The following is a 16970-nucleotide window of genomic DNA, read 5'->3' as shown; positions in this document are numbered from 1 at the left end:
CACGCTGGGTGGCGATGCGTCTCCACACGCGGGTGCCGGGTCGAGCCGCGGTGCTTGTTTGTCGGATCCGGGCGCGGCTCCTAGCGGCTCGGAGTTGCCAGTGCCGTCCGCGCGCAACAGTGCCAGCGCTTGCTATGCGGCGTGCCCTGTGGGGCTGGTGGCTTCGCAGACTTTGCGCGCTTTACAGGCAATCGGATCTTGCACGGCGTGCCGAGGTGTGCGAGGCCGAGAACGCTCGGGACGCCAGGCGAGGGAAGGTGCGGCTGGTCGCGGTGCGGAGACGTTCGGCCCGCACGTGTGGTCGCGAGCAGCGACGCCGGGGTCGGCGAAGTGGTGGGTATCAGGCGGTGAGTTCGCGTTCCAGCGGGGTGCGGAAGCGAGGGATGGTGCGAACGGGGCCGAACCACTTCGCGGTGCGGGCGGCTTCGGCTTCGATGCGCGACTTCGCTTCGGAGCCGACGTCTTCCAGGAGGCGCCAGACGATCTCGCCGTCTTTGCGCTGCGCCCAGCCGCCGACGATGCGGCCGTTCCACCAGAGGGTGGGGCCGATGTTGCCATTGCGGTCGAAGAGGGACGCGGCGTGCGGGCCGAGGTACCAGTCGCGGGACTGCCAGCCCATCGGGGTCGGATCGAGGGCCGGGAGGAGGGCGGCCCAATCCTCGGGCGGCGCAACGGGTTCGACGTCGTCGGCGAGGACGAGGCCGGGGGTGCCGTCCAAGTCGACCTCCGCCACCTCCAACCGGGCCAGCGCCTTGCGCACCTCGGCCAGTGACCAGCCCGTCCACCATTTGAGGTCGCTGAGCGGGGCCGGGCCGAAGGCGGCCAACCACTTCCGCACCAGTTCGGCGCGCGCCTCCTCGGCGGGCAGTTCCGCGACGCCCTCGGGCAGCCACGATTCCACCGGCGCCCACAGGTACTGGCTGCTCGCCCAGCTGCCGTTCGGCCGCCCGCGCACGATGCGACCCTCGCAGCCCAGGGTGACGAGTACCCAGGTCGTGATATTGGTCGGCTTCGAATACGCCTTGTCCGGTGCGGTATTCACCTGGGTGCGCAGCCGCGGCACGTCCTTGCCGAGCTGCGCGCCGGTGGCGGCGCCGCGAGCGAGCAACGCGCGGTGGGTCTTCTCTTCGACCTCGGCCCACCAGCTCGCGACATCGCCGTCGCCGATACCGGCCTGCTCGAGAAAACGTCCGTAGGTCTTGCGTTGCTTGTCCGCCAACGCGTTCGCGCACGCGGCCTGGAGCACCGGAACCAGCTCGACGGGCGCGACGAACATGGTCCGGCGCATCGCGAGCATGCGCAGCAGCGTCCGCTCGTCGTACAGCGCGCGCTCCACGTCGGCGGGCGTCGCGTAGAGGCTGCGCGCGCCGAGGGAAAGGAACACCGTGGCCGGATCGGTGGCATGCAAAACGACCAGCGACCTCGCGATATTCGCGATGTCGTCGGTGCGGTGCGCGTCCGCCAGCCGGTGCCGCACTCCCAGTCGCGCGCGCCGCTCGGCGGCATCTATCGAACGCATAGGCGAATACTAATCGCCGCCTCCGACATCCACCGTCGACTCGTTGCGGCGCTCAGAGCCCGAACTGGCTCGGGTCCAGCCGCAGCGCCTGACAAGCCTCGCGCGCCGCCGCGACCTCGGCCTGGTCGAAGGACCCGTCGGCATTGCCGATCATGATGCCGATCTGCACGACGGCCTGCGCCTCGGCGGGCTTGCCCGAAACGCGGCGGAACACATAGCACCACGCGCCGGTTGTTCGGTTCGACACCGACGAAGAGAGGCGTGAGATGAGCAAGCCGGCGGATGCCGCATATCACTGGAACGGCGCGGAGTTGGACCTGGACGCCTATCTGGCCAGGATCGGCTTCGACGGCGAACGTGCCCCCACCCTCGCGACGCTGCGCGAACTCGTCTACCTGCACACCACTTCCATTCCGTTCGAGAACCTGGAGCCGGTGCTCGGTCGCCCGATCCCGCTGGATCTGGCCACCTTGCAGGACAAGCTGGTGCGCCGCCGTCGCGGCGGCTACTGCTACGAGAACGTCGGACTCTTCGCCGCCGCGCTGGAACGCCTCGGATTCGGGGTCACCGGACTCAGCGGCCGGGTGACGATGGGCTCCGGCGGATTGCGCCCGGCGACGCACGCCCTGCTGCGCGTGACGACCGCGGACGACGACCGCGTCTGGCTCTGCGACGTCGGGTTCGGTTCCGGCCCGCTCGAGCCGTACGAGCTGGTCGAACGCCCCGGCGAGTTCGCCTTGGGCCAGTGGCGATTCCGCCTCGAACGCACTGTCGGCGAGCTGGACACCGACGTCTGGGTGCTGCACCAGTTCGGCCGCGACGGCTGGATCGACCGCTACACCTTCACGACCGAACCGCAGTACCGCATCGACTTCGAGGTGGGCAACCACTTCGTGTCCACCTCGGCGCGCTCGCCGTTCACCGCGCGCCCGTTCGTCCAACGCTTCCTGCCCGACGTCCACCACGTGCTCGACGGCCTGACCCTCGTCACCGAACGCCCCGACGGATCGAGCGAAACCCGTGCGCTGGAGCCGGGGGAACTGCCCAAGATCCTGGAGGAGTTCTTCGACATCGAACTCGATCCGGCCGACGCCGCCACGCTGAGCACAGCGCCCTGGCTCGACCGCTGAGCGCGACACCGTCGGCGCGGGTACGCCGCGCCGACGGACGATTCGGTTACCGTCGGCTGGGTGCGCATCCACCGGAAGATCCTGGTTCTGTCCGCAGCGCCCGTGCTCGCCCTCGCCGCGTGCGGTTCCGGGCCCGAACAGCCGGACACCGTGGCCGGTCAGTTCGCCGACGCGCTGAACCGCGACGACATCGCCGCGGCGGCCGCGCTCACCGACGACCCCGCCGAGGCGACCGCCACGCTGAATCAGCTCTACGACGGTCTCGGCAAGGAAGTCACCTTCGAGGTGAGCTCGACCGACGGGAACGGTTTCACCCTCGCCGCCACCTGGCAGCTGGGCAAGGGCGGCCGGGACGAGTGGAGCTACACCACCGTGGGCGAGGCCACCGAGAACGACGGATGGAAGATCCGCTGGGATCCCGCCACCGTCGCGCCCGGCCTGGCCGCTGGCCCGTTGACCTACGGACCCGCCTTCGCCAAGCCCGCTCGCGTTCTCGACGGCGCGGGCGGCGATCTCATGACCGAACAGATCGTCACCCTGGTGAACCTCGCGCCCGGCGTGGACACCGGCGCCGTCGCGGCCCTGCTCGCTCCGCTGGCTCCTGGCATCACCGCGCAGTCCCTGGAGACGGAACTCGCGCAGGGCAAGCCGGTCACCGCGATCACGCTGCGCGCCGCCGACATCGCCCCGATCAACGACGCGCTGGCCGCGCTGCCCGGCGTCACCCTCGCACCGCAGACCCGGCTGCTGACCGTCGACAAGGCGCTCTCCTCACCGACCATGACCGGCATCACCGAGCTGTGGCAGCAGAACGCCGACGAGGCGGCGGGCTGGGCGGTGCGGGCCAAGACGCCCACCGGCACCGAACGCGTAGCGGGCGAGGATCCGCGCCAGGCCGCCGACATCGCCACCACGTTGAGCACCGGTTTGCAGCGCGCCGCCGAGGACGCGCTCGCGCCGATCGCCCAGCCCGCGGCGATCGTCGCGCTACAGCCCTCCACCGGCAACGTGCTCGCCATGGCGCAGAACGCCGCCGCGGACGCGCAGGGCCCGATCGCGCTGACCGGCCTGTATCCGCCGGGCTCGACCTTCAAGACCGTGACCGTCTCGGCCGCGCTCCAGGCGGGTGAGGTGAATCCCGACACGGTGTTGCCCTGCCCCGGTAGCGCGGACATCGAGGGCCGCCGAATCCCCAACGACGACAACTTCGATCTCGGCCAGGTCCCGCTGCACACCGCCTTCGCCCGCTCCTGCAACACCACCATGGGCATGCTCGGCGTGCGGCTGCCGCCGGACGGGCTGACGAAGGCGGCCGCCCAGCTCGGACTCGGCATCGACTACGTCACACCCGGCTTGACCACGGTCACCGGCAAGGTGCCCACCGCCGACACCCCGGCCGAGCGCGTCGAGTCCAGCATCGGTCAAGGACAGGTGACAGCCTCGCCGTTCGGCATGGCGTTGGTCGCCGCCTCGATCGCGCGCGGCTCGGTGCCGACGCCGACCGTGGTGCAGGGCAGACCCGGCGTGGCCGACCGGCAGCCGGAGCCGCTGTCCGGGACCGTCGACGACCAGCTGAAGACCATGATGCGCGAGACCGTCACCGGCGGCACCGCGACGCAGTTGCGCGACATCCCCGGCCTGCTCGGCAAGACCGGCACCGCGGAATACATCGACGACACCCACGCGCACGGCTGGTTCGTCGGAATCGACGGTGACCTGGCGTTCGCGGTGTTCGTCAGCGACGCGGGCAGCTCGGGTCCGGCGGTGGAGGCCGCCGGTCGGATGCTGCGTGCGGCGCGGTAACCTTCGGCATCCGCCGTTCGGGTGATTTGGGCGGCGGATATATCCCGGCTGGCGCGGACCGCGCTCGGTGCGCCCGCTACACTCGTCGGCGGGCCGCGTCAGCGGTCAATATGCGGGATGTCACGATTTCGAGAAGGTTCGGAGTAGGCGCCATCGATACCGGTCAGTTGATCGCGGAGCATTACCGCCTGGTCGAGCGGATTGGTAGCGGCGGCACAGGTGTCGTCTGGCGTGCCACCGACGAGCGACTCCGGCGTTCCGTGGCGATCAAGCAGATCCACATAAAAGCGAGCCTGCCGGAGGCCGAACGCGACATCGTGCGCCAGCGCGCGACCCGCGAGGCCCGGAACGCGGCGCGCTTCCAGCATCCCAACGCGATCGTGGTGTTCGACATCACCGAGCACGAGGGCGACCCGTGCCTGGTGATGGAGTACCTGAAGTCGCGCAGCCTGGCCGCGGTGCTCTCCGCACAGGGCACGCTGCCGCTGACCCAGGTCGCGCGCATCGGCGAGCAGGTCGCCTCGGCGCTGATCGCCGCGCACCAGGCGGGCATCGTGCACCGCGACGTGAAGCCGGGCAATGTGCTGCTCGACGACCACGGCACGGTCAAGATCACCGACTTCGGCATCTCCCGCGCCACCGGCGACGTCACGCTCACCGAGACCGGCCTGATCTGCGGCACCGCCGCCTATCTCGCGCCCGAGGTGGCCCGCGGCGCCGATCCGACGCCCGCCGCCGACGTGTTCTCGCTCGGTGCCACACTCTTTCACGCGCTGGAGGGCGAACCGCCCTACGGCGCGAGCGCGAATCCGCTCGCGGTGCTCTACGCGGCAGCGAACGGTCAGGTCAGCCAGCCGCGTAACGCGGGGCCTGCCACCGATTTCCTGCTCGCGCTGCTGAACCCGGACCCGGAGGAACGGCCGAGCATGCGCGTCTCGCGCGACACGCTGGCCGCCTTCGCCGATTCCGGCGCCAACCCGGTGCCCGTCGGATTCGTCCCGGCCAGTGAGACTTTCGCGCGCCAGTCGGCCTCGGAGGCGGCGACGCGCGCGCTGCGCACACCCGTGCCGCAGCCCACCCACCAGCCGACCGAACGGCATGTCCGTCCGCTGCCTCCGCCGCAGCGCGCCGCCGCCCACCCGAACACGGCCGCGCATCCGAGGACGGCGGCCCAGCCGCGTCCGGCGTCCGGCTCCTCGGCGGGCAAGCGCCGCGCGGTGCTCATCGGCGGCGTCGTCGGCGCAGTGGTGGCCGTCGCCGCGCTGCTGATCGGCAGCCTGAACCAGTCGGACTCGAATTCTCCCGCGGCGCAGGCGACTCCGCCGTCGGCGAGCGCCACGGCCTCCGGCAAGACGACCACGACGGCACCGGCGCTGGGCCGCACGCCGAGCGCGGGCACCGTCGAGTGGGGACCGGCCGGTCAGCTGATCGTCGACTTCTACAGCAACCCCGGCGGGTCCTGGTCGCTGCTCACCCCGGCGGCGCAGAAGGCCTACGGCGGTGAACAGGCGTTCCGCGACTACTGGGGCTCGCGCATCGTCGACACGTTCTCCAGCATCCAGGCGGCCACCGGCTCCAACAACGCCGACGGCTCGGTGGACATGCGACTGGGCAACCTGACGGTGGAGGGCGAGTCCAAGCAGCTGGTGCTGCGTGTCGTGGACAGCGGCGGGCGACTGCTCATCGACAGCGAAACCCGCTGAGTCGCAACGCGTCAGCCGCGTTCGCCGCGCAGCGAGGTTTCGGTGCGGGTGCTCGGCTGGATCTCGGCCGAGCCGATCGGGTGAAACGGCTGGTCGCCTGAAAGGGCTTGGCGCGGTTGCCTATAGCTCCGCAGGCTCGCGGCCGAGTAGGCTTCCGGCATGACGATCAGGGGGATGCTGGCGGAGGAACGCGCCGAACTCATCGCGTTGCTGCGCGATCTGCGCGCGGAGGAATAGGAGACGCCGTCGCTGTGCGCGGGGTGGACGGTGCGGGACGTGGTCGGGCATCTGCTGTACGACACGATCGCACCGCTGACCTACGGGGGCATCGTCGTCCGGTGCGGGCTCTCGATCGACCGCGTCAACGATCGGCTGGTCCGGAAGGCGCGGACGCTGTCGACCGACCAGCTGATCGACAAGTTCGAGAACGCCGCGGGCAAGCTGTCCCGATCCGGTCCCGCCCTGGTGCTTGCCGACCTGTTCGTGCATCAGCAGGACATTCGCCGCCCGCTCGGCCGCACCCGCGCGATCCCGGCCGAACGGTTGCGTTACCTGGTCGAACATCCCGACCCGTTCGTCCGGCCGGGGCGACGCAGGAAGGGCTTGCGGTTGGTGGCCACGGACCTGGACTGGGCCGACGGCAGCGGGCCGGAGGTACGCGGGCCCGCGGAGGCGCTCACTCTCGCGGTGGTCGGGCGCGCGGCGGCGCTCGACGATCTCGAAGGTGAGGGAGTCGCCGAGCTGCGCCGCCGCTGCGGGTGAGCGTCGCGTTCGGCGATCCCACCGGCGTACCTCCGCCTTCGCTCCGGCCGTGCGCGGGCTAGCGGCGGACTGGCGTCCGGCGGCGTCCACTAGGCTGGTAGCGGCAACTTTCCTGTTGTGACCAGCTCCAGACAAGGATCGACACCGACATGACATCCCGCATCGAGCTCGCCCGCGTCGACTTGCGCGGTCGTACTCCTTCCGCTGCCGAGCTGCGCTCCGCGCTGCCGCGCGGGGGAGTCGACGTGGACTCGGTGCTGCATCAGGTGCGTCCGGTGGTGGAGGCGGTCCGCGACCATGGTGTCTCGGCGGCGCTGGAGTTCGGTGAGCGGTTCGACGGTGTGATTCCGGCGACCGTCCGCGTCCCGCGGTCCGAGCTGGTCAAGGCGCTCGACGAGCTGGACCCCGCGGTGCGCGCCGCGCTGGAGGAGTCGATCGCGCGGGCTCGCGCGGTGCACGCCGATCAGCGCCGCACCGACACCACCACCGAGGTGGTGCCCGGCGGCACGGTCACCGAACGGTGGGTGCCGGTGGAGCGGGTCGGGCTGTACGTGCCCGGCGGCAACGCCGTCTACCCGTCCAGCGTGGTGATGAACGTGGTGCCCGCGCAGACCGCGGGCGTCGGTTCGCTGGTGGTCGCCTCGCCGCCGCAGGCCCAGTTCGGCGGGCTCCCGCACCCGACCATCCTGGCCGCCGCGCAACTGCTCGGCGTCGAGGAGGTGTGGGCGGTCGGCGGCGCGCAGGGCGTCGCGCTGCTCACCTACGGCGGCGTCGACACCGACGGCGCGGAACTCGAGCCGGTCGACCTGATCACCGGCCCGGGCAACATCTACGTCACCGCGGCCAAGCGGCTGTGCCGCGGCTTGGTCGGCATCGACGCCGAAGCGGGTCCCACCGAGATCGCCATCCTGGCCGACGCCACCGCCGATCCGTCGCACGTCGCGGCCGACCTGATCAGCCAGGCCGAGCACGACGTGCTGGCGGCCAGCGTGCTGGTGACCGACAGCGTCGAGCTCGCCGACGCGGTGGACGTCGCGCTGAGCACTCAGATGACGGTGGTCAAGCACGGGCACCGGGTGCGAGAGGCGTTGACCGGCAAGCAGTCCGGCACCGTGCTCGTCGACGACATCGACCAGGGCCTGCGCGTGGTCAACGCCTACGCGGCCGAGCACCTGGAGATCCAGACCGCCGACGCCTCCGCGGTCGCGGCCCGGGTGCGCAGCGCGGGCGCGATCTTCGTCGGCCCGTACGCGCCGGTCAGCCTCGGCGACTACTGCGCGGGATCGAACCACGTGCTGCCCACCGCGGGCTGCGCGCGGCACTCGTCCGGACTCAGCGTGCAGACCTTCCTGCGCGGCATCCACGTCGTCGAGTACACCGAGGCGGCGCTGAAGGATGTCGCCGGGCACGTGGTCGCGCTGGCCAACGCCGAGGATCTTCCGGCGCACGGCCAGGCCGTCACGGTGCGATTCGAGACCCTGTCATGACCGGTCAGCTCACTGCGCCCGGGTCCGCCATCGGCCTGGACGATCTGCCGCTGCGCGAGAACCTGCGCGGCAAGAAGCCTTACGGCGCACCACAATTGACCGTTCCGGTGCAGTTGAACACCAACGAGAACCCGCACCCGCCGAGCCGCGCGCTCATCGACGACGTGGCCGAGTCCATCCGCGCCGCCGCCGCGGATCTGCACCGCTACCCGGATCGCGACGCGGTGGCGCTGCGCACCGACCTGGCGAACTACCTCACCCGCCAGACCGGCGTCACGGTGGATACGGCGAACGTCTGGGCGGCCAACGGTTCCAACGAGATTCTGCAGCAGCTGCTCCAGGCCTTCGGCGGACCGGGCCGCAGCGCACTGGGTTTCGTGCCGTCCTACTCGATGCACCCGATCATCTCCGAGGGCATCGACACCGAGTGGGTCGAGGCCAAGCGCAACGCCGATTTCTCCCTCGACATCGACTACGCGCTGGCGGCCATCGCCGAACGCAGGCCGGACGTGGTCTTCGTGACCAGCCCGAACAACCCCACCGGACACAGCATTCCGCAGGACGACCTGGTGCGGATCCTCGACGCGGCGCCCGGCATCGTCGTGGTCGACGAGGCCTACGGCGAATTCTCGGCGGCGCCGAGTGCGATCGCGCTGATCGACCGATTCCCGGCGAAGCTGGTGGTGAGCCGCACCATGAGCAAGGCCTTCGCGTTCGCGGGCGGCCGCCTGGGCTACCTCGTCGCCGCGCCCGCGGTGATCGACGCGATGCTGCTGGTGCGGCTGCCCTATCACCTGTCGGTGGTCACCCAGGCCGCCGCGCGCGCGGCCCTGCGGCACGCGGACGAAACCCTCGGCAGCGTCGCGGAATTGGCGGCGCAGCGCGACCGGGTCGCGGCCGCGCTCGGCCAGCTGGGCTTCGAGGTGGTGCCCAGCGACGCCAATTTCGTGCTGTTCGGCCGGTTCGCCGACGCGGGCCGGGCCTGGCAGCGATATCTGGACCGCGGCGTGCTGATCCGCGACGTCGGCATCCCCGGCTACCTGCGCGCGACCATCGGCCTCGCCGCCGAGAACGACGAGTTCCTGCGCGTCAGTGGCGAGCTGGCAGGCAGCGAACTCACGCCCCGATGAACCCCGTGGAGGAAGCACCGATGACAAGGACCGCGCGGGTCGAGCGCATCACCAAGGAATCCAGCATCGTCGTCGAACTGGATCTGGACGGCACCGGCAAGACCGAGATCTCCACCGGCGTCCCGTTCTACGACCACATGCTGACCGCGCTCGGCGCGCACGCCAGCTTCGACCTGACCGTGCGCGCGGATGGCGACATCGAGATCGAGGCGCACCACACGGTGGAGGACACCGCCATCGTGTTCGGGCAGGCGCTCGGCAAGGCGCTGGGTGACAAGTCCGGCATCCGCCGCTTCGGCGACGCCTTCATCCCGATGGACGAGACCCTCGCGCACGCGGCGGTCGACGTGTCGGGTCGGCCGTACTGCGTGCACACCGGCGAGCCGGAACACCTGCTGCACGCGGTGATCCCGGGCAGCCCGGTGCGCGGGCGCTCCGAGCCGGGCGCGCCGTACTCCACGGTGCTCAACCGCCACGTCTTCGAGTCGATCGCGCTCAACGCCCGGATCGCCCTGCACGTGCGGGTGCTCTACGGCCGCGACCAGCACCACGTCACCGAGGCCGAGTTCAAGGCCGTGGCGCGGGCGCTGCGCGCCGCCGTCGAGCTCGACCCGCGGGTGAGCGGTGTGCCGTCGACGAAGGGAACGCTGTGACAACGAAATCCGTCGCCCTGCTTGACTACGGCTCCGGCAACCTGCACTCCGCGGAGCGGGCGCTGGTGCGCGCTGGTGCGCGCGTCGAGGTGACCGCCGACCCGCAGATCGCGCTGGCCGCAGACGGTCTCGTGGTGCCCGGCGTCGGCGCGTTCGCGGCTTGCATGGCGGGGCTGCGCGAGGTGCGCGGCGAACGCATCATCGGCCAGCGCCTGGCCGGTGGGCGTCCGGTGCTCGGCATCTGCGTCGGCATGCAGATCCTGTTCGAGCGCGGCGTGGAGTTCGGCGTGGAGACCGACGGGTGCGCGGAATGGCCGGGCGTGGTGGAGCGGTTGTCCGCTCCGGTACTGCCGCACATGGGGTGGAACACCGTGTCGGCGCCTTCCGACAGCGTGCTGTTCAAGGGCATGGACGCCGATACCCGGTTCTACTTCGTCCACTCCTACGCCGCGCAGACCTGGGACCTTCCGCCGAGCGAGCACTTCGCGTCGCCGAAGCTCACCTGGGCCGAGCACGGGGTGCCGTTCCTCGCCGCGGTGGAGAACGGTGCGTTGTCCGCCACGCAGTTCCACCCGGAGAAGTCCGGCGACGCGGGAGCTCATCTGTTGCGTAACTGGATCGACTCGTTGTGAGCCGTAAGCGCTGACCTTCGATTGACTACCGTCGATAGTGAAAGGATTCGACGGTAGTCATATGGCGGCTTTTCAAGATCGAATCGCAACCATTCGACTACCGTCGATTTCGGGCGCTCTGACCCGAGGGCGGGCAACCCTGCGGCGGGGCGCTCCGCGGGGCTGCGGAGCTAGAACCGCGTACCGATCGCCCACTGCGGCGTGCTTCGTATCCGGGAAAGCCGCCATCCCTCCGCCGTTCGCACGGCGTCGAAACTGTAGATCTCGCCCAGGGTGTACTTCGGTTCGGTGAGCGCGCCCTCGACCAACGGTGCGAAGGTGGCCAGCAGATTGGCGCGGACGGCGGCGGTGTCGCCGCGCAGATCGACGATCACATTGCTGATGAAGTGCTGAACCTTCTTGTCCGCGGAGTGACTTCGTCCCGCCTGCGCGATCATCGCGTCGACCCCCTGCGCCGTACCGCCGGGCGTGGTGGCGCTGGCGTCGGCGGTGTAGATCTGCCGGAAGTCCTCGAACGCGCCTTCGTCCAGCGCGTGGCCGAGGCGGTCGACGAGTGCGGTGATGTGGCTGCGGTCCAACAATTCTCGGATTTCCCGCCGCTCGGCGTCGGCGGCCGTCGCGGTGGACGAGCAGGCGGCGAGCGCCGCGATCGGCAACAGGGCGAGAGGGAGGACGAGGCGGATCTTCTTCATGTCGATGGCCTTTCGCATCAAATGTTGGCGGCTCCAACGTTGGTATAGCCAACGATATCGAATGTGGGTCCCGCCAACAAGTGGGTTGCTAGATTGGTGCCATGGAGATCGCGCACAATGGCGTCGCGGGCAGGCTGCGCGCGCTGCCCACCCGGCTGATCAACCAGGTCGCCATCGTGGCCGACCGGGCGACGGAACGGGCGCTGGAAGACACCGGATCGCGCCGACACCACTACGCCCTGCTCACCACGCTGCGCGAATTCGGTCCAGCGAGCCAAGCCGATCTCGGCCGCCGCACCCGCATCGACCGCAGCGACATCGTCGCGGCGCTCAACGACCTGGCCGACCGCGGTTTCGTGGAACGCAGCCCCGACCCCGGTGATCGCCGCCGCAACATCGTCACCCTGACCCGCCCCGGCGCTCGCCATCTCGACGACCTGGACGGGCGCCTCGACATCGCGCAGGACGAGTTGCTCGCCGCGCTGTCCGCCGCCGAGCGCCGCCAACTGGTCGGCCTGCTCACCCGGATACTGGACGATCACTCGCGATCTTGACCGCCGCCGAACCCGGTGCGTTTCCGCAGGCCGGAGGTAGGGCGCGGGGAGTGGCCGACTATGCTGCTCGGAGTGAGTCTTGTGCTGCTGCCTGCCGTCGATGTCGCCAATGGAGAAGCCGTGCGCCTGGTCCAGGGGGAGGCGGGCAGCGAGACCAGCTACGGCTCGCCCCGCGACGCCGCACTGGCCTGGCAGGAGGCGGGCGCCGAGTGGGTGCACCTGGTCGACCTGGACGCGGCGTTCGGCCGCGGCTCCAACCGTGAACTGCTCGCCGAGGTGGTCGGCGAACTCGACGTGCGAGTCGAGCTGTCCGGCGGCATCCGTGACGACGAATCCCTCGAGGCGGCGCTGGCCACCGGCTGCGCCCGCGTCAACCTCGGCACCGCCGCGCTGGAGGATCCGGTGTGGTGCGCCAGCGCCATCGCCAGGCACGGCGAGCGCATCGCCGTCGGCCTCGACGTGCGCATCATCGACGGCGAGCACCGGCTGCGCGGCCGCGGTTGGGTCAGCGACGGCGGCGACCTGTGGGAGGTGCTCGAACGTCTGGAGCGCGACGGCTGCTCGCGCTACGTGGTCACCGACGTCACCAAGGACGGCACCCTGACCGGCCCGAACCTGGACCTGCTCCGCGACGTGTGCGCGGCGACCGACGCCCCGGTGGTCGCCTCCGGCGGCGTCTCCACCGTCGAGGATCTGGTCGCCATCGCCGGGCTGGTGCCCGACGGCGTCGAAGGCGCGATCGTCGGCAAGGCGCTGTACGCGGGCCGGTTCACCCTGCCCGAGGCGCTCGCCGCGGTGCGCTGATCCGAAAACCGATGGCTGCCAACCCGATCGCGGAGCTTCCCGAACTGCTCGCCGTGGCGAGCGAGATCCTCGACGACGCCAGTGGGCGTTTCGTCGAGGGGCTCGGCGCGCCGAGCGCGGTCACCAAGGGCCGCAACGACTTCGCCACCGAACTCGACCTGGAGCTGGAACGGACCGTCTCCGAGGGCCTGGCGCTGCGCACCGGAATCGAGGTGCACGGTGAGGAATTCGGCGGTCCGCAGCTCACCGCCGGCACCGCCTGGGTGCTCGACCCGATCGACGGCACCTTCAACTACTCCTCCGGTCACCCGCTCTCCGGCATGCTGCTCGCGCTGGTACGCGACGGCGAACCGGTGCTCGGACTGACCTGGCTGCCGATCCTCGGTCAGCGCTACGCCGCGATGCGCGGCGGGCCGGTGCTGCTCAACGGCAAACCGCTCGCGCCGCTGCCGTCCGCGAAGCTGGCCGACTCGATGATCGGATTCGGCGCCTTCAACGTCGATTCCGACGGTCGCATCCCCGGCCGCTTCCGCTTCGATCTGCTCGGTCCGCTCAGCAGGCTGTCCTCCCGGGTGCGCATGCACGGCTCCACCGGCATCGACCTGGCCTTCACCGCCGCCGGGGTGCTCGGCGGCGCGATCGTGTTCGGCCATCACCCGTGGGACAACGCGGCGGGCGTCGCGCTGGTCCGCGCGGCGGGCGGCGTGGTGACCGACCTGGCGGGCGAGCCGTGGACCATCACCTCCGGCTCGGTGCTCGCGGCGGCGCCCGGGGTGCACGAAGAACTGCTCGAGATGATCTGCACGGTCGCCGATCCGTCGACCGCCGAGGAAGGATGAGCCGATGACGTTGGCCGTACGCGTGATCCCGTGTCTGGACGTGGACGCGGGCCGGGTGGTCAAGGGCGTCAACTTCGAGAACCTGCGCGACGCGGGCGATCCCGTCGAGCTGGCCGCGCTCTACGACGCCCAGGGCGCCGACGAACTGACCTTCCTCGACGTCACCGCCTCCACCGGCGACCGAGGCACCATGATCGACGTGGTGACCCGCACCGCCGAGCAGATCTTCATCCCGCTCACCGTCGGCGGCGGCGTGCGCACCGTCGAGGACGTGGACCGGCTGCTGCGCGCGGGCGCGGACAAGGTCTCGGTGAACACCGCCGCGATCGCCAGGCCCGAGGTGCTGCGGGAGATGTCGGAGCGTTTCGGTTCGCAGTGCATCGTGCTCTCCGTCGACGCCCGCACCGTGCCCGACGGCCAGCCCGACACCTCCTCCGGCTGGGAGGTCACCACGCACGGCGGCAAGCGCGGCACCGGCATCGACGCCGTCGAATGGGCCGTGCGCGGCGCCGAACTCGGGGTCGGCGAGATCCTGCTGAATTCGATGGACGCCGACGGCACCAAGACCGGCTTCGACCTGCCGATGATCCGCGCGGTCCGTGCCGCCGTCTCGGTGCCGGTCATCGCCAGCGGTGGCGCCGGGGCCGTCGAACACTTCGCCCCCGCGGTGCAGGCTGGTGCGGACGCCGTCCTCGCCGCCAGCGTCTTCCACTTCGGTGACCTCACCATCGGCCAGGTCAAGGACTCCATGCGCGCGGAGAAGATCGTCGTTCGCTGAGTGCACGGTCCCGCCGGACGCCAGCCGGCGAGGACGTTCGGGTGTTGGTGGCCGGAGGACCAGCGGCGCAAGGTACTCGCAGCGCTGCGCCGCACGCGCCGGACCGACGCCGCGACGGCCCTGTTATAACGGTGACATGACATTGGACCCCGCCATCGCCGCCCGCCTCAAGCGCAACGACGCGGGGCTCGTCGCGGCCGTCGCGCAGGAGCGCGGCACCGGGGATGTGCTGATGGTCGCCTGGATGGACGACGAGGCCCTGGCTCGCACCTTGGAATCGCGCAAGGCGACGTACTATTCGCGCTCGCGCCAGCAGTACTGGGTCAAGGGCGAGACCTCCGGTCACACCCAGTACGTGCACGAGGTGCGGCTGGACTGCGACGGCGACACCGTCCTGCTCGTCGTGGACCAGGAGGGCGCGGCGTGCCACACCGGCACCCACACCTGCTTCGATTCGGACGTGCTGCTCGGCGAACCCAGCTGACGGATCAGGCGTTCACTCGGTCGACCGGTCATCTCGGGCGGCGCCGTCGGTCGAGGCGAGCTGGCCGATCACCTCGGTGAGCCGCTGCGCGAGGATCTCGCTGAGATCGGCGAGCTGCGCCTTCTGCGTGGCGTCCAACCCGTCGAAAACCAAGCGCCGCACCGCGTCCAGATAGCCGGGCGCCGCCTCCACGACCTTGAGATAGCCGTCGTCGGTGAGGACCGCTTGGACGCCGCGGCGACCCACCGTCGACGAGCGTTGCGCCCAGCCCAATCGCTCCAGCTTGGAAACCACATGGGACAGCCGCGATAGCGAGGCATTTGCTTTGTGGGCAAGGTCACTCATTTGGAGCCGATGTCCCGGTTCCTCGGAAAGCAACGTCAGAACCCAATACTCGAAATGAGTGACTCCGGATTCGCGCTGCAATTGGGTATCCAAGGCGCTCGGCAGCCGCGTCATCAGCGCCACGACCGCGCGCCAAGCCCGTTGTTCCACGGGATCCAGCCACTTCGTCACTATGCGCCTTCTTTCGAGCCAAGTGACGTGGGGGTAGTTAGGGAGCCTATCGATTATTGAGAAGCGTAGTCACGGTCACTCGCGTCGACGAGTTTGCCACGACTTCGCTCGAGGGTCATACAGATCACCGATGTCGTGAGTTCATTCACAGGTGGTCGTGGTGTGTCGGGGTCGTGTCCGGCGTGGGGGCGGTCGCGGACGCGGCCTTCCTGCGCCGCATTCCGCGGCGCGTGGCGAGGTACACCGCGCCGAGGAAGAACAGCACCGCGAGCACCGCGCCGACGAGACACGCGCCGCGGAACGCGGGCGCGTCGACGTCCAGGATGCGCTCGCCCGCGTGGGCGGCGTTGTTGCCGCCGAGCACGATGGTCAGTGTCATCAGATTCGGTATCGCCACGAGGACGGCCAGCACCGCCGCCGCGCCCGCCAGGAACTTGCCGGCCCGCTTGCGCCACATCAGCACCGCGAACAGCAGCAACAACAGCGGGACGAGGGTGCACATGCCGCCGAGGAGCAGTCCCCAGCCGATGCCCTTGGCGAAACTGCCGTTCACCATCTCGGCGAGCCGCTGGGCCCACCACCGCGGGATGAAGGCGGCCAGGATGAGGTAGGTGACGACGAGGGCCACGAACAGGACCACGCCGCCGATGATCCGATTGCGCCAGACGGACGCGCTGGATTTGCCGTCCGGCCGAACCTCGCTCGAAGTCATGGTCTCAGCGTAGGCCGACCGGTCGGTCTCCGGACGGCGGTGCGCGTCGGCGTTTCGCCTCGTCGGCGCTACCGGGCGGTGTCCGCTCCGGCCGCGCACGGCCGGAGCGAAGGAGGAAAAACGCTCAGCGGACGCGCTCGCGCAGGAAGGCCAGTGCTTCGTCGGCGTGCGCGTCGGCCCGCAACTCTCCAGTGATCACTTCGAGCACGGTGCGGTCGGTGTCGATGACGAAAGTCTGCCGCTTCACCGGCGCGAGTTTGCCGAGCAGCCCGCGCTTGACGCCGAACTGCGCTGCCACCGCGCCGTCGCGGTCGGACAGCAGGGGATAGTCGAGTCTTTGCTTGGTGGCGAAGCCCGCCTGGGTGTCCACGGCGTCGGTGCTGATGCCGACGCAGGACGCCCCGAGCGCGGTGAATTCCGCGGACAGATCACGGAAGTGGCATGCCTCCGCGGTGCAGATCGGGGTGTTGGCGCCCGGGTAGAAGAACAGCACCAGCGGTCCCTCGGTGAGCAATTCGTCGAGGGAGCGGACGGTGCCGGACTGATCGGGGAGCTCGAACTGTGGGGCGAGCTGGCCTTTGCGCATAGATCAGAACAGTACCGGGCGTACTGGACGCTCGGTACTGTCCGTTCGGCCGCCGATCGCCGGGTCGGGAGGTGGGTCGCTCGAAGCCGACGCGGCGAGACTAGTGACGCGCGCGCCTACGGCTCACGGGTGCGCGAGTCGCCGGCGACGCGCCGATGGCGGCCTTGGACCGGGCCGGACGAAGTC

General features: G+C 70.2%; 17 protein-coding genes and 2 pseudogenes. 13 read left to right on the top strand and 6 right to left on the bottom strand.

The window, feature by feature from the left end:
• Positions 1 to 340: 340 nt before the first annotated feature.
• Together ABZV58_RS33195 and ABZV58_RS33190 are read right to left on the bottom strand one after the other, a co-directional pair.
• Complete coding sequence (locus ABZV58_RS33195) at positions 341 to 1519, bottom strand: winged helix DNA-binding domain-containing protein (RefSeq protein WP_355004137.1); 1179 nt, start codon at positions 1517 to 1519, stop codon at positions 341 to 343.
• 52 nt (positions 1520 to 1571) lie between these two features.
• A pseudogene (locus tag ABZV58_RS33190) lies at positions 1572 to 1712 on the bottom strand (TerB family tellurite resistance protein); the annotation flags it as partial.
• Positions 1713 to 1785: 73 nt separating this feature from the next.
• Between ABZV58_RS33190 and ABZV58_RS33185 the strand changes: the two are divergent.
• The 8 genes and pseudogenes from ABZV58_RS33185 (at position 1786) to hisH (ending at position 10819) form a co-directional block, all read left to right on the top strand.
• Positions 1786 to 2649 (top strand): arylamine N-acetyltransferase, encoded by an 864-nt coding sequence (locus ABZV58_RS33185; RefSeq protein WP_355004136.1) that lies wholly within the window; start codon positions 1786 to 1788, stop codon positions 2647 to 2649.
• A gap of 60 nt (positions 2650 to 2709) precedes the next feature.
• Positions 2710 to 4452, top strand: coding sequence for a penicillin-binding transpeptidase domain-containing protein (locus ABZV58_RS33180; protein ID WP_355004135.1), 1743 nt, complete (start codon positions 2710 to 2712; stop codon positions 4450 to 4452).
• A gap of 167 nt (positions 4453 to 4619) precedes the next feature.
• Positions 4620 to 6155 (top strand): protein kinase, encoded by a 1536-nt coding sequence (locus ABZV58_RS33175; protein WP_355004134.1) that lies wholly within the window; start codon positions 4620 to 4622, stop codon positions 6153 to 6155.
• 159 nt (positions 6156 to 6314) lie between these two features.
• Positions 6315 to 6917 (top strand): annotated as a pseudogene (locus tag ABZV58_RS33170) (maleylpyruvate isomerase family mycothiol-dependent enzyme).
• Between the two features lie 149 nt (positions 6918 to 7066).
• Complete coding sequence (hisD, locus tag ABZV58_RS33165; protein WP_355004133.1) at positions 7067 to 8404, top strand: histidinol dehydrogenase; 1338 nt, start codon at positions 7067 to 7069, stop codon at positions 8402 to 8404.
• The gene (locus ABZV58_RS33160; RefSeq protein WP_355004132.1) at positions 8401 to 9534 is read left to right on the top strand and encodes a histidinol-phosphate transaminase; all 1134 of its coding nucleotides are present in this window, start codon (positions 8401 to 8403) and stop codon (positions 9532 to 9534) included. Before hisD ends, ABZV58_RS33160 begins: the two co-directional genes overlap by 4 nt.
• 20 nt (positions 9535 to 9554) lie before the next feature.
• Positions 9555 to 10187 (top strand): imidazoleglycerol-phosphate dehydratase HisB, encoded by a 633-nt coding sequence (gene hisB, locus ABZV58_RS33155; protein WP_355004131.1) that lies wholly within the window; start codon positions 9555 to 9557, stop codon positions 10185 to 10187.
• Positions 10184 to 10819 (top strand): imidazole glycerol phosphate synthase subunit HisH, encoded by a 636-nt coding sequence (gene hisH / locus ABZV58_RS33150; protein ID WP_355004130.1) that lies wholly within the window; start codon positions 10184 to 10186, stop codon positions 10817 to 10819. Before hisB ends, hisH begins: the two co-directional genes overlap by 4 nt.
• Positions 10820 to 10989: 170 nt before the next feature.
• On the opposite strand, the gene ABZV58_RS33145 is transcribed toward hisH, so the two are convergent.
• Positions 10990 to 11511, bottom strand: a complete 522-nt coding sequence (locus tag ABZV58_RS33145) for a nuclear transport factor 2 family protein (protein ID WP_355004129.1) — start codon at positions 11509 to 11511, stop codon at positions 10990 to 10992.
• Positions 11512 to 11612: 101 nt separating this feature from the next.
• On the opposite strand from ABZV58_RS33145, the gene ABZV58_RS33140 reads away from it, so the two are divergent.
• The 5 genes from ABZV58_RS33140 (at position 11613) to hisI (ending at position 14970) form a co-directional block, all read left to right on the top strand.
• Complete coding sequence (locus ABZV58_RS33140; RefSeq protein ID WP_355004128.1) at positions 11613 to 12065, top strand: MarR family transcriptional regulator; 453 nt, start codon at positions 11613 to 11615, stop codon at positions 12063 to 12065.
• Positions 12066 to 12137: 72 nt separating this feature from the next.
• On the top strand, positions 12138 to 12869 hold the full coding sequence (priA, locus tag ABZV58_RS33135; RefSeq protein ID WP_355004127.1) for a bifunctional 1-(5-phosphoribosyl)-5-((5-phosphoribosylamino)methylideneamino)imidazole-4-carboxamide isomerase/phosphoribosylanthranilate isomerase PriA: 732 nt from the start codon (positions 12138 to 12140) through the stop codon (positions 12867 to 12869).
• An 11-nt stretch (positions 12870 to 12880) separates the two neighbouring features.
• Positions 12881 to 13708: an inositol monophosphatase family protein gene (locus ABZV58_RS33130; RefSeq protein ID WP_355004126.1), complete on the top strand. Its 828-nt coding sequence runs from the start codon at positions 12881 to 12883 to the stop codon at positions 13706 to 13708.
• A 4-nt stretch (positions 13709 to 13712) separates the two neighbouring features.
• On the top strand, positions 13713 to 14486 hold the full coding sequence (gene hisF, locus ABZV58_RS33125; RefSeq protein ID WP_355004125.1) for an imidazole glycerol phosphate synthase subunit HisF: 774 nt from the start codon (positions 13713 to 13715) through the stop codon (positions 14484 to 14486).
• 136 nt (positions 14487 to 14622) lie between these two features.
• Complete coding sequence (gene hisI / locus ABZV58_RS33120; RefSeq protein ID WP_097248387.1) at positions 14623 to 14970, top strand: phosphoribosyl-AMP cyclohydrolase; 348 nt, start codon at positions 14623 to 14625, stop codon at positions 14968 to 14970.
• A gap of 12 nt (positions 14971 to 14982) precedes the next feature.
• On the opposite strand, the gene ABZV58_RS33115 is transcribed toward hisI, so the two are convergent.
• The 3 genes from ABZV58_RS33115 to ABZV58_RS33105 form a co-directional block, all read right to left on the bottom strand.
• Entirely contained in the window at positions 14983 to 15429 is a 447-nt protein-coding gene (locus tag ABZV58_RS33115; RefSeq protein WP_355004168.1) for a transcriptional regulator, read from the bottom strand.
• A 202-nt stretch (positions 15430 to 15631) separates the two neighbouring features.
• Positions 15632 to 16198: a permease gene (locus ABZV58_RS33110; protein WP_355004124.1), complete on the bottom strand. Its 567-nt coding sequence runs from the start codon at positions 16196 to 16198 to the stop codon at positions 15632 to 15634.
• Between the two features lie 124 nt (positions 16199 to 16322).
• On the bottom strand, positions 16323 to 16784 hold the full coding sequence (locus tag ABZV58_RS33105) for a peroxiredoxin (RefSeq protein WP_355004123.1): 462 nt from the start codon (positions 16782 to 16784) through the stop codon (positions 16323 to 16325).
• Positions 16785 to 16970: the final 186 nt, after the last annotated feature.

This window comes from Nocardia sp. NPDC004654 (genome assembly GCF_040609595.1).
Classification (GTDB): domain Bacteria; phylum Actinomycetota; class Actinomycetes; order Mycobacteriales; family Mycobacteriaceae; genus Nocardia.
Note: the sequence above shows the minus strand (reverse complement) of the source record. Positions and strands in the feature narration are given on the sequence as shown.

What these genes read in the sequence shown, in the direction of transcription:
- ABZV58_RS33195 (WP_355004137.1), bottom strand. Translation starts at nt 1,519, where the DNA reads ATGCGTTCGATAGATGCCGCCGAGCGGCGCGCGCGACTGGGAGTGCGG.
- ABZV58_RS33185 (WP_355004136.1), top strand. Translation starts at nt 1,786, where the DNA reads ATGAGCAAGCCGGCGGATGCCGCATATCACTGGAACGGCGCGGAGTTG.
- hisD (WP_355004133.1), top strand. Translation starts at nt 7,067, where the DNA reads ATGACATCCCGCATCGAGCTCGCCCGCGTCGACTTGCGCGGTCGTACT.
- ABZV58_RS33160 (WP_355004132.1), top strand. Translation starts at nt 8,401, where the DNA reads ATGACCGGTCAGCTCACTGCGCCCGGGTCCGCCATCGGCCTGGACGAT.
- hisB (WP_355004131.1), top strand. Translation starts at nt 9,555, where the DNA reads ATGACAAGGACCGCGCGGGTCGAGCGCATCACCAAGGAATCCAGCATC.
- ABZV58_RS33145 (WP_355004129.1), bottom strand. Translation starts at nt 11,511, where the DNA reads ATGAAGAAGATCCGCCTCGTCCTCCCTCTCGCCCTGTTGCCGATCGCG.
- ABZV58_RS33140 (WP_355004128.1), top strand. Translation starts at nt 11,613, where the DNA reads ATGGAGATCGCGCACAATGGCGTCGCGGGCAGGCTGCGCGCGCTGCCC.
- ABZV58_RS33130 (WP_355004126.1), top strand. Translation starts at nt 12,881, where the DNA reads ATGGCTGCCAACCCGATCGCGGAGCTTCCCGAACTGCTCGCCGTGGCG.
- hisF (WP_355004125.1), top strand. Translation starts at nt 13,713, where the DNA reads ATGACGTTGGCCGTACGCGTGATCCCGTGTCTGGACGTGGACGCGGGC.
- hisI (WP_097248387.1), top strand. Translation starts at nt 14,623, where the DNA reads ATGACATTGGACCCCGCCATCGCCGCCCGCCTCAAGCGCAACGACGCG.
- ABZV58_RS33115 (WP_355004168.1), bottom strand. Translation starts at nt 15,429, where the DNA reads ATGACGCGGCTGCCGAGCGCCTTGGATACCCAATTGCAGCGCGAATCC.
- ABZV58_RS33110 (WP_355004124.1), bottom strand. Translation starts at nt 16,198, where the DNA reads ATGACTTCGAGCGAGGTTCGGCCGGACGGCAAATCCAGCGCGTCCGTC.
- ABZV58_RS33105 (WP_355004123.1), bottom strand. Translation starts at nt 16,784, where the DNA reads ATGCGCAAAGGCCAGCTCGCCCCACAGTTCGAGCTCCCCGATCAGTCC.